Consider the following 13438-nt stretch of genomic DNA (forward strand, 5'->3'; position numbering starts at 1 on the left):
GGCACAACAGGCCCCCCGCACAGCGGACCGGCCGGTGGAGGAAGGGCTGCAGCCATGAGCTCGCTGTTGGACGCAAGCGAGATCACCCACGAGCAGGAGGTGGTGTGGCTGGAAGACCCCTCACAGCTCGACTACGTCCGCCAGGCCCTCGACACGCTCCATGGGTGTCACGTTGCCGGGTTATCTGGACGAGGCCCTTGATCTGATTGGTGTCAGCTGGCCGAACGTCGACGAGGACGACTACCGCGAGATGGCTCAGGCCATGCGCGCGCGAGTTCGCCGAGGACATCGACGACGGCACCGCCGACGCCCATGCGGCGATCCCGGATCTGCTCGGGACCAACGAGGGCCTGGCCGTGCAGGCACTGGAGAGACACTGGAGCAAGGTCAAGGGCACCCATCTGGCCAACCTCGCCGAAGCGGGCCGTCTGGCGGCGACCGCGCTGGACGGGGTGGCGGTGCTGATCGAGGGCGCCAAGCTCGCCGCCATCGCCCAGTTGGGCATTCTGGCCGCCGAGATCGCGGCGGCGGTCGCCGCGGCGCCGGTCACCCTGGGTCTGTCGACGCTGGCCGGACTGGCCGGAACCCAGGCCCCCGGATCGCGGTCAAACGCATCTTCCAGGAGGTGTGTGAGGAGGTTGCCTCTCGGGTTGTCGATGTCGCGATGGGGCCGGTCTACCAGTCCCTCGGCTCGATGGCAGGCGACTTGGTGGTGCAGTTGGGTGGGAACGCCCTGGGGGTGCAGCAGGGCGTCGACCTCGGCCAGACCGCGCAGGCGGGCCGGCAGGCACTGAGCGACGGGTCGTCCAGTGCCATGAACCTCGCGAGCGCGGATGCTTCTGGGGGGAGGAGCGGCAGGTTCAGCCTGGACCCGGAATCGTACAGTCAGGCGGGTTCGCGGCTGGCGGGCGCGGGCGGCAAGATCCGTGACCGGGCGGGGGGCAAGCTGTCGCGGGCTAGGACAACGCACGGCCGCACCAAGGGCAAGGACGCGATCGCGGACGCGGCCAACGCCATGCTGGACAGGGTCATCGACGGCATCGAGGAGGGCGTGAAGACTTCCGCCAAAAACCTCGACACCAACATGACCGCCGGCCTGAAAAAGATGGCCAGAAGTCACGACGACAACGACCGCAATATCGCCAGCCACCTGGACGGCATCCGCAAGGGCGGAGAGGGCAACACGAATCTGCGCGCGCCGAATGCGGGCACTCCCACTTCCCCGAGCGGCGTCACAACAGGCGGACAGCGCGGTGCCGGCTCCAAGCCGCTGCGTGACGGAGCCAGCAAGGACGAGATGGGAGCCGCCCAGCCGGCGCAGGGCCGCTGCAAGGGCGGTGACCCCATTGACCTGGTCTCCGGGGAGATGATCCTCACCGAGACCGACGTCGAGCTGCCAGGACTGCTCAAGCTCGTTATCGAGCGCACGCACGTCTCGTCCTACCGCTGCGGCCAGTGGTTCGGCCGCTCCTGGGCGTCCACCCTCGACCAGCGGCTCGAAGCCGACAAAGACGGCCTGGTCTTCGCCGTCGCCGATGGCATGCTGCTCATCTATCCGGTGCCTCAGCCGGATGTACCAGTACTGCCCAAGCACGGGCCCCGATGGCCTCTGACCTGGGACGGCACCCACGGCGGAGAAATCAGCGTCACCAACCCGGGAACTGGTCACACCCTCCATTTCGCCCCCGCAGCCGCGCCTGCGCCCGGCACCCCGGCTGCAAACCGGATGACCCTGCTGCTGTACAGGGTGTCCGACCGTAACGGTCACCACATCGACATCGACCGTAGCGAGGACGGAGCCCCCCCCTTGAGGTCTGGCACAGCGGCGGCTACCGGATCGCTGTCGACACCGACGACCACCGGGTCAGAGCGCTGCGGCTGCTGGATACGGACGACGGCGGCCCGGAGGGCACGGTCCTGCGCCGTTACGGCTACGACGTGCACGGCGACTTGGTGGAGGTCGTCGACGCCATGGGCCATGCCGCACGCTTCACCTACGACGCCAACGGCCGCATCGTGGAACGGACCGACCGCAACGGTGGCTGGTACCGCTGGGAGTACGGCGGCACGGACCGCTGCGTACGCGGAACCGGAGCTGGCGGCTTCCTGTCGTGCACCCTCGAGTACGACTCCGCAGGTCGCGTCAACCGGTACACCGACTCTCACGGCCACACCACCATCTACCGCTACAACGAGCACCGGCGGCTAACCGGCTGGACCGACGCTCTGGGCAACACCACCCACCGGGAATGGGACGGCCCAGACCGGTTGCTCGCCGCCACCGACGCGCTGGGCCGCACAACCCGGTACGAGTATGACGAAGCCGGGAACACCACCGCTGTCATTCGCCCGGACGGGCATGCCGCGCGGGCGGTCTACAACGACCTCGACCTGCCCGTCGAGGTCACCGATGTCGACGGGGCTCGCTGGCGCTACACCTACGACGAGCGGGGCAACCGCCTATCGGTCACCGACCCGGTCGGCGCCACGACCCGCTACACCTACGAGGCTCACGGCCACCCGGCCGCCGTCACCGACGCCTTGGGGTACACCCGCCGCGTCACGACCGACGCGGCGGGCCTGCCGGTAGCACTCACCGACCCGCTGGGCCACACCACCACCGTCGAACGCGACGCTTTCGGCCGCGTACGCACCTTCACCGACGCCGCCGGACGCGTCGAGCGCTTCGGCTGGACCGCCGAGGGCAGGCCCGCCTGGCACGAACTCGCTGACGGGTCACTGGAAACCTGGGAGTGGGACGGCGAGGGCAACCTCGTCTCCGCCACCGACCGGGCCGGAGGCACCTCACGCTTCACCTACACCCACTTCCACCTCCCCACCTCCCGCACCACCCCCGACGGGGCCCGGCACACCTTCAGCCACGACACCGAGCTCCGCCTCACAGGCGTCCACGCCCCCAGCGGCCGCACGTGGCAGTACACCTACGACGCAGCGGGCCGCTTGATTCACGAGACGGACTTCGCCGGCCGCACTCTGACCTACCGGCCGGACCCGACCGGCGCCCTTGCCGCCCGGACCAACAGCGCCGGCGAGACCGTCACCTACATCCGTGACATCCTCGGCCGCCCCGTCGAAGAACACTCGGCCGAAGGCATCAGCACCTACACCTACGACCTGGCCGGGAGCCTGCTGCGCTCCGCCAACGCCACCACCACCGTGGAGCACACCTACGACCTGGCCGGCCGCAAGCTCTCCGAAAGCATCAACGGCCGAACCACCACCTGGACCTACGACGCGCTGGGCCGGCGCACCTCGCGACGTACCCCGTCCGGAACCGTCTCCACCTGGACCTATGACGCCGCCAGCCGCCCCACTGCCCTGGACAACGAGGGACACCGCCTGGACTTCACCTTCGACGACACGGGCCGTGAAACTCTGCGCGGTCTCGGCCCCGACCTCGCCCTTGCCCACGACTGGGACCCGGTCGGCCGGCTCGGCGCCCAACGGATCGTCCGCGGCACCGAACTCCTGCAACACCGGCAGTACACCTACCGCCCGGACGGGTTCCTCACCGACATCCGCGACAACGCTGGCACACGACGCTTCGACCTCACCCCCGCCGGCCGGATCACCGCCGTCGAAGCCCACAGCTGGAGCGAGTCATACGCCTACGACACCACCGGGAACCTCACCCGCGCGGACACCCCCGGCGCCAGCGGCCAAGCCGAGCCCATCCGTGACTACGCCGCAGGCCGCCTGCACCGGTCAGGCCGCACCACCTACACCTACACGCGAACGGGCGGCTGATCCGCCGCCACACCCGTCTGCTGAACGGCCAGACCCGCACCAGCACCTTCACCTGGAACAGCAACGACAGACTGACCGGCGTCATCACCGCCGACGGCGCCCAGTGGACCTACGAATACGACGCCGCTGGCCGCCGCACCGCCAAGCGAAGGCTGATCGCAGACGGCCACGTCGCAGAGGAGACCATCTTCAGCTGGGACGGCACCCGACTCGCCGAGCAGGTCACCGCCACCGGCACCGTAACCACCTGGGACTACCACTCCGGCACCCACCGCCCGCTCACCCAGGTCGACCGCGGCCCCGACGGCGCCCCGCGTTTCCACGCGGTCGTCACCGACGTGTCCGGCGCCCCGAGTGAACTCATCACTCCCGACGGCGCCATTGCCTGGCACATACGCAAAACCATCTGGGGCCTGCCCCAGCCCGGCTCCTCCGACGGCTCGACGACACACTGCCCGCTGCGCTTCCCCGGCCAGTACGCCGACGCCGAGACCGGCTGGCACTACAACTACTTCCGGTATTACGACCCGGAAACCGCCCGCTACGTCAGCCACGACCCCCTCGGCCTGGCCGCAGCCCCCAACGACTACACCTACGTCGACAACCCCCTCACCATCGCCGACCCGCTCGGCCTCATGCCGGCCATCAACGGCCCGGGCGGCCGGTGGATACGAGACCCCAACTCGCCCATCACCCAGCACAACCGCGACACCGAGTACCCCAGCAGCTACCGACAGCCCACCCACGACGCCATGGCCGCGCAATGGACTGTGGAAGGACAGCAACAGGGCGGCGTCCCCGTCTACCCTGCCGGACACCCCAGCGCCGGCCAGTGCATCCCCCGTGACCAGCTGAACTGGTTCGATTCGAACGGCAACCCGGTACCCAGCGACCAGCTGACCTACGAACACATGCACCCGGTCGTCGACCACTGGAACCAGACCGGATACAACACCGACCGCGCCACCCGCAACGACTACTACAACGACACCAATAACATGGTGCCGATGACGCGCAGCGAGAACTCCAGCGGCGGCGGACGAATGACGGCGACCTACCGGCAGGACACCGGTCCGAACTACTCCTGCTCCTGACCCGGCAGGGAACAAACAGGCACAGGCCAGGAGGAGGAAGAGAGACAGATGAAGGACCTGACGGCGAAGGTGTCCGCCCAACCCGGCGCCGCCCCCATCGACGGCCTGCCCGACGCCTGGCACTGGTCACGAATGATCTTCAACTTCGACGCCATCCTCTCCCCGGACCACGAGCATCTACTCGAAATGCGCGTGATGGGCCGCTACGACGCGACCCTGGCCCGCGCCGTCCTGAAGTTCGCCCGCGAGCACAGCACACAGATCGTCGGCTGCGACCAGCCGCTCGTGGCACTCGCTGGGTTCTCCTGCCCCGGGTGGGAATTCGACACCGTCGCCGCCGTCAGCCCCGACGTCCACGACAACCACGCCCAAGACGACCCCGACCTTTATAAGGCCACCTACACCCTCTTCCCCGGCTACCGATGCGAGTTCTCCGGAACAGAGACCAAAGACGAAGCGGTCCACCTGTTCCGCTACACACTCCAGCCGACCAAGCTCGACCGTGAGCCCGCCCCCTTCCTGAGGATGCGCTACGACAACCAGCGCACCAAGAGCCACAGCATCGGCCCCGACCGCGGCCTTGCCCCCCTGCCCGTCCTGCTGAACGAACTGTCGCTGCTCGACGGCGCTCCCGGAAGCTGGGTCGAATGGGAGAACCGACTCGGCAACGTCCTGAAAGCCGAAGCCGGCACAGCTCCCGCCCTCACCCTGCACACCGCCTCAGGCCGCCGCGAAGTCACCACCGACGAACTGCTCACCCTCGCCGAACAGACCGTCACCCGCGCCGACGAGGGCCCATGACCCACATCCGCGCCACAGCCTGGAACGGGGACACCTAGGAGGACCCCGACGAGGACACGCTGTACGACCTTCTCAGCGAACTCAACCTCGCCCACCGCTTCCTCATCATCGAACGCGCCGACTCACGCGACCACGCGCAGTACTACATTCAGGTGCGCCTCGAGGGAGACAACAGCTGCCTCGTCGAGTACCGAGAAGGCGGACCTCACGCCCATTTCCAAGCTCGCGTACCTGCCCCCTACGCCATGCACGGCCACGACATCACCGCTCACGTCGTGAAGAGCTGGGCACGCGGCGATGATCGCTGGAGAACAGCCCTGCCTTGGACACCCTTGAGCAGCCCTGCACGCGGCGGCGGTTGGGAGACATGAGCGCCGCAGCCGCCCAGACCGTGCGAGCCGCCCCGCTACGCCAGGGCGACGGCCCGGGTCTCTTCTTCGGCAACAGCGCCTCGGGGAAGAACGATTCCGCCTGGCTGACGGCCCGGTCGTCGATGGGGAACCGCTGACGAGGTCACCGGCTGGCGCCCTCGGGCCACAGCACCCTCACGGGGACGCCGGTCCGTTCGGCGTAGGCCACCACGTCCGCCGTGCCCCCGTATCCCCTGGCCGGTTTCCCGTCCCATACCGCGACCAGCTCGTCGACCAGGCCGACGAGGATCTCGGACCCTGCCTGATGGGCTTCGGAGGTCGACTCGGGATGCCTGTGTGGTGGATGTCGGCTGCGCGGGAGATGAGCCGGTCGTAGACGGGATGGTGCCAGTCGGGCAGACCCTCGCGGTACTCGGCGGCCGGGACGACGACCTCCAGGCGACCGCCGTACTTCAGCACGGTCTCGGCGAACCAGGAGTCGGGGCCGTCGGCGATGCACGAGACGCCGACCAGGTCGGTCGGGTCGTACGCCTGGATCTGGTCGGTCAGAAGCGCCCGTACCTGGGCCTCGACGTGTGTGTTCAGTCCGCGGTGCCCGGTGATTCCCACCCTCATGCGGTGTTCCCCTCCTACAGGTAGATGCTGATGGCGCTTCTTGAATCTCCCCACGTCCTGCTAAGGGGTGGGACAAACCTGCTCTATTGATCTCCCCATCCATCGTGTGATCTTGCCCGGTGTGTCGCCGTATATCACGGTTGGTCCGGAAAGCCTGTGTGCGCAAGTTCGGCCTGTTCGGGGGCCTGGATGCTTACGCGGGAGGAAGACGTGGATGCGCATGCACTGCGTCGGCAGGGATGGACGATCTCGGCGATCGCCCGGCATCTGGGCCGGGACCGCAAGACGATCCGGGCCCATCTGAATGGTGAGCGGACCGCCGGTCAGCGGCGTCAGGCGCCGGATGCGTTCGTGCCGTTCCTTCCGTACTGCCGGCAGCGCCTCGCTGATGACCCGCACCTGTGGGCGTCCACGCCGTTCGACGAGGTCGTGGCGCTCGGCTATGAGGGTGCGTACTCGACGTTCACCCGCGCCCTTCGCCGCTATCACGTCCGACCGCACTGCGAGCCCTGTCATGCCGCGACCGGCCGCGACGTCGCGGTGATCGCGCACCCACCGGGCGAAGAGGTTCAGTTCGACTGGTTGCAGTTGCCTGATCCGCCCGAGGGATGGGGGGTGGGTGCGCACGCGCATCTGCTGGTCGGGGCCCTCGCGCATTCGGGCCGGTGGAGGGCGGTGCTGGAGGAGGCGGAGGACTTCCCCCATCTGGTCCAAGCCCTGGACGATATCGTGCGCAAGCTGGGCGGAACCGCCCGCCGGTGGCGCTTCGACCGGATGGCCACCGTCTGTTATCCCTCCAGCGGCCAGGTCACCGCGGCGTTCGCCGCCGTCGCCAAGTACTACGGGGTCGGGGTGGACATCTGCCCGCCCCGGCGCGGCAACCGCAAGGGAGTGGTGGAGAAGGCCAACCACTCGGCCGCGCAACGCTGGTGGCGCACGGTTTCCGACGGGCTCACGGTCGTGCGGGCCCAGTCCGGTGTCGACAAGCTCTCGCTCCGGATGGATGACCGTCGCCGGCGGATCGACGGAGCGGTCACCACCGTCGGCGAGCTCGCCGCAGCCGAGCCGTTGCTCGACATCCCGGTGCGGCCGTTCCCGGCCGAGCTGGAGGTCGAGCGGACCGTCAGCCCGCAGAGCCTGGTCGCCTTCGACGGCAACTTCTACTCCGTCCCGCCTGGCCTGCCCGGCGTCCAGGTCAAGGTCCTGCACCGGCTCGGCGAGGACGAGCTGCGGATCGTCACCGCCGGCCGGGCCGTCGTCGCCTGCCACCGCCGGGCCCCGCGAGGCGCCGGACAGACCGTCCGGGACGACGGACACGTCATCGCCCTGGAAAGGGCGGTGTTGTCCTCGTTCTCCGACCGGGCTCCCTGCAAGACCAAGGTCCGCAAACCGCCGTCAGCCGCAGCTCTGGCCGAAGCCGAGCGCCTGCGCGAAGGGCCCGCCACCGGCAGTTCCGCCGAACGGGTCGTGATCGACCTGACCCACTATGCCGCCGTGGCCGACCGGCTGCGGAGTGTCCCCTCACCGAAGCAGGAGGAGAACCCGGAGTGAGTACGTCACCGATGCAGGTGAGCGAAGCGCGCCGATTCCAGCAGCTCAGAGGCCACCTGTCCTACCTCAAACTCAACGACGCCGCCGAGGCGTTGAACAGGGTCCTGGACCAGGCCCGCACCGAGCGGATGTCACTGACCGCAGCCCTGGAACAGCTCCTGGAGATCGAGGTCGAGGCCACCGAAGCCCGCAAACTCGCCGCCCGGGAACGGTTCGCCTGCCTGCCCGAGCCCTGGACCCTGGCCGACTTCGACTTCGCAGCCCAGCCCGGCGTCGACGAGAAGCTGATCCGTGACCTGGCCACCCTCCGCTTCCTCGACGATATTGGTAGAGGCGGATATCAGAAGCTGCGCAATACCCCCTGAGGCCAGCAAGCGGAGCCGCGGCCGGGGCAGGAGCCCTCGCGCTCCGGACGGGCGTGTGGCGGAGTCTGGGGGACCCTTGTGGGCGAAGCAGTCCTTGAGGCCGGGATCGCCTGGAGCGTGGCGGGTGTCTGCTGAGTAAATTGCCACGGCGCGGTATATCCCATGGTGGGCCGCTGACACGAGGCCGAGACATCGCACCCACCAGCTCCACTACGCCCGGATCCGGGACATGTCGCAGTACGACGTGCGATCAGCCGCCGTCTCCGGCACCGACTTCCCCCGAGACCAGGCGATCACGGCGCTGCCAAGTCACAGGCATAGTGAGCTTCAGGGTAGGAGGGGACGTTGCCGTACTTCCTCAGAATGGTGATGCAGAGTTGCCAGTCGTCCAATTCGCCGCTCTGCGCCTTGGAGCAGGACCAGGAGTGCACGTCCCTGGGGTGGTGGTAGCCCTGGCTTTCCAGGAAGCTCAGGCAGTCGTTGATGTCGGCTTGGGCTGTGGGGGCGGCGAAGAAGACGCCCGAGACGGCCAGAGTGACGCACCCGAGCGTGGTGGCGATCTTACGGATGGCATTCATGGGAGGACCTCCACGTGGTGCCCCGCGTCGGGGCGGTTTTGTGGTTCACGCCTGGTGAGGCGCCACCGGTCGCCGGTGGCGGAGGAAGCACAGCGCACGCCGGAGACCGCAAACCAGCAACCGGGGCCTGTACCGGCCATACATGCTCTGCATGTTTGCCGCGGTGAGCCAAAGGGCGGTCTGCACCGTATGACAGTGGTCCACGTACCAACGGGACGAGACGCTCTGCCTGCGGCGCAGCTGCCTCAGCAGTAACGACCGAAAGAATCCCCGCCCCAGACACCCGAACGACTGGACCTCAGAGCGTCTGGTTGACGCCGTGCGGGACGGGCCCGCGCACGGCCCGACGCAAGTACGAGAACCGGGCTGGCGCCCTCGCGTCGACTGGGGAGCAGCATTCGCACGGCCCGCCGGGCGGCTACCGGTTACCTGGTACAGGCCCGGAAGACAGCAGCCGACAGGGCCGCCCAGCGTGACGGTCGGCCCTTTAAGGGAACGTCTGGGGATCGAAGTGATCCCTGCCTCGGCCATGGGAGGACACGATCAGTGTCTGACGCGTGGCGGCACGGTGACGATCCGGCGGTAGGTTGGGGTGTCGGCCGGTTCTCCCACGGGTCGGCCGTCCGCCTCCACCCATGCGTGTGCGGTGAACGGTGGCGTGCGCACGCCCGTGCACCAGGTGGGCCAGATTCCGCGCAGGCGGCACAGCAGGGCGGTGGCGAGGGAGCGTTGCAGACAGTACCGGCCCGCGCACAGCGTCGAGGTGGCTGTGACGTCCTGCCGTGCGGCCAGCGCCTGGTCGTAAGCGGCCGGGGCGGCGCCGCGCCGCAGCAGGGTGAGGACCAGGCGGATGCGGCGGGGCGGCAGGCGGGCCAGCAGCAGCGCGGCGAGGACGGCGGCGAGGGCCGGGATCCGGCGCCGCAACGGTGGCGTCTGCTCCCCGCCGGTGTCGAGGATCTGGCTCACTGCCGTACCTTCTTGGCTTTCTCGGTGAGTCGCGTGGCCTGGAGCTGTGCGAGCAGCGCCTCGACGTCCGCCGTGACCTGTTGCGGTGTGACGCCGCCGACGGCAGCAAGGTCGTCGGCGATCTGCTCGGGGGAGGCGCCGTCCAGCAGGCGGCGTAGAACACGGGTGCCGGTGCTGTTCAACAGCCAGTAGCGGCCGGTGCGTTCGTCGAGCAGGACCATGCCGCCTTCGGTGTCGCAGGCGGTGACGTCACGGCGTAGCCGCAGGGGCTGGCTCACTGGCGTGTTCCTTCAGGTAGTGCGGGTGGGGGTGGGCGTCGAGGTCGCGCAGCCACTCCTCGATCCCCAGGGTGTTCTCCAGCTCACCGCAGCCGCCGGCGAGCAGGGCGGGGGCGAGTAACGCTCGGTGCAACGCCGCAGGGTCGGCGAGGCCGGCGCTGGCCAGGCGGGAGTCGCCGGCCCAGGCGGCGAGGGTGCGTCGGTGAGTGGCGATCCCGGCGTACCACTCGTTGCCGCTGTGGTCCTTCGTCGTGCGTTTCAGGATCGTCGCCGGGACGATGCCGTCCAGGGCGGCGGCGAGCAGCGGCTTGTAGGTGGCGGGGTGTCCGGCCTCGGCCGGGCGGACACGCAGGCAGGCGGCCAACACGGCGTCGTCGCAGTACGGCGTGTCGTAGGGCAGGCCGACGTCCTCGCCGAACTCGGCGAGCCGGCCCGCCACGGTCCCGGCGCGGCGTGCCAGGTGGACCCATCCGTGGGTGCCCCGGTCCGGCGCCAGGGGTTCCAGACGCAGGGCGGTTTCCCGCAGCAGCCCGGCTGCCAGTTCCCGGGCGCGCGGGGTGGCCCACGGCGGGACGGCCAGGCATGGACCCCAGCCGAACCTGGGGTGATCGCCGCGCCTGACCGTCTCCAGCGCGTCCGCCTGGCCCGTCAGCCAGGCATCCAGCGGGCGGCGGGAAGCGAGTTCACGGGTGACGGCACCCAGCGGCCAGTGGCCCCGGGAGCGGTGGGCGGCCGCGTGTGCGAGCCCGGTCAGCGGACGACGGCGCAACAGGCTGTGGACGTAGGCCGGGTGCGGGGTGACGACGTGATCGCCGCCGTGGCCGGACAGCCTCCGCCGAGCGCCGTGGTCACGCAACAGACGGGCGAGCAGAACCTGCTGGGCGCGGTCACGCAGCAGCACGGACGGCTCATCACCCGGCGGGTGACGGGTGCCGAGTCCGGTGAAGTGGCCGGGAATCCCGGACGACGGAAAGACCAAGTGGGTGATCCCCGGCAGACCTCGGGCGGCTTCCCGGGCGTATCGCCCGTCCTCGTTCGCGGCGGCAGACCACTCCAGGGTGACGGCCACCAACCGGGCGCCGGCCTCCTGCGCCAGGAAGCACAGGGACGTGGAGTCCATTCCGCCCGACAGATCCGCGCCCCACACCTCGCCACGACGCCGTACCCGTACGCCGACCGCGGCGCGCAGCGCGTCCCGCAGCAGCGGCGCGGCCTGCGCCAGGGGCAGATCGGACGGCGGCGCGTGCCACCACCGCTCGATGCGGGTGCCACCATCCGGCCGCAGCCGCACCGTGTGCCCGGGCGGCACGAGCTCCACCCCGTGCCACATCGGCAACGCCTCGATGGGGTACGGCGGTTCGGGCAACAGCATGCGGGCGGCCAGCCGGGCGGGATCGGGCCGGGCACCGGTCAGCCAGGCAAGCGTACGGGCCCGGTCGGTCAGGACGGTGACGCCGCCGACATTGGCGGTGTACAGCAGCCGGCTCCCGGTGGCGGTGCCCCGGGCGTACACCTCGCCGTCCGTGGAGGCGAGGAGATGGAAGCTTCCCGGGGCGCCGTCGGCCGCGGCCAAGCCGCGGACGGTGAGATCACCGGTCGTGACGGCACTGGGCCCGATCACCGCAAGCCGTGTCCCACCGGCCGTGGCCATGACCGCGTCGCCCGGGCCGTCGTCCCAGCAGCCGACCAGCCACGGCCGGCCCGAAGCATGGAGCAGTGTGCGGCAGGCGTAAGGGAGGAGCCGCCGCGCGACGGCATGTGACGGCTCCCGGTCCGGCAGGACCGCGAACCACCGCCCGTGGGCCCCGATCACCGGTCCGTTGGACATCGCCCACCTCCCGTACCGTCCCGCAGACCGCTTCATGCCGCTGCGGGGGATCGCCTGGGCTGCGTTGCCGAGGCCAAGAGCCACCTCAGCGGGTTACAGCGCGTGATGACGAACATCCGCGCGCGACGGCGGGCGCCGCCCTGCGGTCCTACCGCACCGATGGGCCGCGCCCGCGACAGGGCCTCTCAAGGAAAGAACACGCGCGAACCGAACCCCTCCGGGAACAAACCGAAGGGGCCCTGCGTCTCCTCGGAGAACTCACCGACCTCCACCAGCACCGGAGGTTCGTACACCTCCAGCACCTCCGTCCCACTCAGTTCCTCGCTCATGCGCGACGCCTCCTAACAGTCCAACATCTCACCACGCCTATTTCCTGATCTAATACATCCGATGCCCAACTCACCCGAACAAGTGACAGCGCGCGGAGGTGAACCGGCGCACACGAAGACGGGAGCCACGCCGGAGCGTGATACCTGTGACGGGGGGCTGGCAACCGGCAGAGAAGCGAGCCCCTGCTCGCAAGAGCGCCCCCCCCCGCACCAGTACCAGCGCACTTCGCCCGGCGCACCCACGAACCGGAACCACCCGGTCGACGTCCACCACTCCCGTTCGACCCGGCAACGCTCTGCGAGAGGGCATTCGACAGGCATGTCGGCCCAGAGGGCGTGCCGAAACAGCGCCGCTGCGCTGTGACGTGCTCCCGCACGCCCCACACGGCAGAGATTCGCTCACCACCTGCCAAGGCATGTATGCCAGTAGCACAAAACGGCCCCCAACGCGGGGTAACACGTGGAGGTATTCCCATGAACGCCATCCGTAAAATCGCCACCACGCTCGGGGGCGTCACCCTGGCTGTCTCGGGCGTCTTATTCGCCGCCCCCGCAGCCCAAGCCGACACCAACGCCTGCCTGAACTACTTGCAAAGCCAGGGCTACCCATACAACATCGACCACTTCTACGGCTGCTACCACGCGAAGAGCGACTGGACGCTGTGCTACGCCATTCTGAGGGACGCGTACGTCCACCCCGGCGTCGCCGCACGAGCCTGTGACTTGGGCGCAGCATAAGACCCTACGCCATGAAACGAATGCGCCACCGGCCACCGCGGGCTCGACGGCCGGGGCGGCGGGGAGGCGGCCACCGATCCCAGGCAGGCCGATCTGCTGCTGGTGGCCGCCGACGACATGACGCGGATCCTGAACCGCACCACCCCCTGAACCCCG

General features: G+C 69.3%; 13 protein-coding genes and 4 pseudogenes. 11 read left to right on the forward strand and 6 right to left on the reverse strand.

Translation table 11 applies throughout. The features are described 5' to 3' along the window. Positions 1–54 precede the first annotated feature (54 nt). From AB0L74_RS31910 to AB0L74_RS31945, 8 genes and pseudogenes are all read left to right on the forward strand, one after another. Positions 55–153, forward strand: a pseudogene (locus AB0L74_RS31910) (DUF6009 family protein); the annotation flags it as partial. Between the two features lie 56 nt (positions 154–209). Further along, positions 210–794, forward strand: coding sequence for a hypothetical protein (locus tag AB0L74_RS31915; RefSeq protein ID WP_365660161.1), 585 nt, complete (start codon positions 210–212; stop codon positions 792–794). 503 nt (positions 795–1297) lie between these two features. Beyond that, positions 1298–1540: pseudogene (locus tag AB0L74_RS31920) on the forward strand (DUF6531 domain-containing protein); the annotation flags it as partial. A gap of 398 nt (positions 1541–1938) precedes the next feature. Then, on the forward strand, positions 1939–3768 hold the full coding sequence (locus AB0L74_RS31925; protein WP_365660163.1) for a hypothetical protein: 1830 nt from the start codon (positions 1939–1941) through the stop codon (positions 3766–3768). A gap of 20 nt (positions 3769–3788) precedes the next feature. Beyond that, positions 3789–3911, forward strand: a pseudogene (locus tag AB0L74_RS31930) (RHS repeat domain-containing protein); the annotation flags it as partial. A 195-nt stretch (positions 3912–4106) separates the two neighbouring features. Next, the gene (locus AB0L74_RS31935; RefSeq protein ID WP_365660166.1) at positions 4107–4862 is read left to right on the forward strand and encodes an RHS repeat-associated core domain-containing protein; all 756 of its coding nucleotides are present in this window, start codon (positions 4107–4109) and stop codon (positions 4860–4862) included. Between the two features lie 48 nt (positions 4863–4910). Further along, the gene (locus tag AB0L74_RS31940; protein ID WP_365660168.1) at positions 4911–5663 is read left to right on the forward strand and encodes a hypothetical protein; all 753 of its coding nucleotides are present in this window, start codon (positions 4911–4913) and stop codon (positions 5661–5663) included. 367 nt (positions 5664–6030) lie between these two features. Then, complete coding sequence (locus tag AB0L74_RS31945; RefSeq protein ID WP_365660171.1) at positions 6031–6171, forward strand: hypothetical protein; 141 nt, start codon at positions 6031–6033, stop codon at positions 6169–6171. Positions 6172–6176: 5 nt separating this feature from the next. Here the strand turns inward: AB0L74_RS31945 and AB0L74_RS31950 are convergent. Beyond that, positions 6177–6649: pseudogene (locus AB0L74_RS31950) on the reverse strand (hypothetical protein). A gap of 210 nt (positions 6650–6859) precedes the next feature. Here AB0L74_RS31950 and AB0L74_RS31955 point away from each other — a divergent pair. Next, entirely contained in the window at positions 6860–8200 is a 1341-nt protein-coding gene (locus tag AB0L74_RS31955) for an IS21 family transposase (protein ID WP_365660173.1), read from the forward strand. Further along, the gene (locus AB0L74_RS31960) at positions 8197–8565 is read left to right on the forward strand and encodes an ATP-binding protein (RefSeq protein ID WP_365660176.1); all 369 of its coding nucleotides are present in this window, start codon (positions 8197–8199) and stop codon (positions 8563–8565) included. Before AB0L74_RS31955 ends, AB0L74_RS31960 begins: the two co-directional genes overlap by 4 nt. Before the next feature lie 293 nt (positions 8566–8858). On the opposite strand, the gene AB0L74_RS31965 is transcribed toward AB0L74_RS31960, so the two are convergent. From AB0L74_RS31965 to AB0L74_RS31985, 5 genes are all read right to left on the reverse strand, one after another. Continuing rightward, on the reverse strand, positions 8859–9143 hold the full coding sequence (locus tag AB0L74_RS31965) for a hypothetical protein (RefSeq protein ID WP_365660179.1): 285 nt from the start codon (positions 9141–9143) through the stop codon (positions 8859–8861). Between the two features lie 543 nt (positions 9144–9686). After that, on the reverse strand, positions 9687–10109 hold the full coding sequence (locus tag AB0L74_RS31970) for a lasso peptide biosynthesis B2 protein (protein WP_365660182.1): 423 nt from the start codon (positions 10107–10109) through the stop codon (positions 9687–9689). Next, positions 10106–10387: a lasso peptide biosynthesis PqqD family chaperone gene (locus tag AB0L74_RS31975; RefSeq protein WP_365660185.1), complete on the reverse strand. Its 282-nt coding sequence runs from the start codon at positions 10385–10387 to the stop codon at positions 10106–10108. The genes AB0L74_RS31970 and AB0L74_RS31975 overlap by 4 nt, the downstream gene beginning before the upstream one ends. Continuing rightward, complete coding sequence (locus AB0L74_RS31980) at positions 10359–12215, reverse strand: asparagine synthase-related protein (RefSeq protein ID WP_365660189.1); 1857 nt, start codon at positions 12213–12215, stop codon at positions 10359–10361. The genes AB0L74_RS31975 and AB0L74_RS31980 overlap by 29 nt, the downstream gene beginning before the upstream one ends. A 185-nt stretch (positions 12216–12400) precedes the next feature. Further along, positions 12401–12544, reverse strand: coding sequence for a lasso RiPP family leader peptide-containing protein (locus AB0L74_RS31985; protein WP_365660192.1), 144 nt, complete (start codon positions 12542–12544; stop codon positions 12401–12403). Between the two features lie 474 nt (positions 12545–13018). On the opposite strand from AB0L74_RS31985, the gene AB0L74_RS31990 reads away from it, so the two are divergent. Next, positions 13019–13282 (forward strand): hypothetical protein, encoded by a 264-nt coding sequence (locus AB0L74_RS31990; RefSeq protein WP_365660195.1) that lies wholly within the window; start codon positions 13019–13021, stop codon positions 13280–13282. Positions 13283–13438: the final 156 nt, after the last annotated feature.

Origin of the sequence: Streptomyces sp. NPDC052020 (assembly GCF_040680575.1) — a bacterium.
Taxonomy (GTDB): Bacteria; Actinomycetota; Actinomycetes; order Streptomycetales; family Streptomycetaceae; genus Streptomyces.

Coding starts and splice junctions, on each gene's coding strand:
- AB0L74_RS31980 (WP_365660189.1), bottom strand. CDS start 12,215: ATGTCCAACGGACCGGTGATCGGGGCCCACGGGCGGTGGTTCGCGGTC.
- AB0L74_RS31965 (WP_365660179.1), bottom strand. CDS start 9,143: ATGAATGCCATCCGTAAGATCGCCACCACGCTCGGGTGCGTCACTCTG.
- AB0L74_RS31985 (WP_365660192.1), bottom strand. CDS start 12,544: ATGAGCGAGGAACTGAGTGGGACGGAGGTGCTGGAGGTGTACGAACCT.
- AB0L74_RS31945 (WP_365660171.1), top strand. CDS start 6,031: ATGAGCGCCGCAGCCGCCCAGACCGTGCGAGCCGCCCCGCTACGCCAG.
- AB0L74_RS31990 (WP_365660195.1), top strand. CDS start 13,019: ATGAACGCCATCCGTAAAATCGCCACCACGCTCGGGGGCGTCACCCTG.
- AB0L74_RS31940 (WP_365660168.1), top strand. CDS start 4,911: ATGAAGGACCTGACGGCGAAGGTGTCCGCCCAACCCGGCGCCGCCCCC.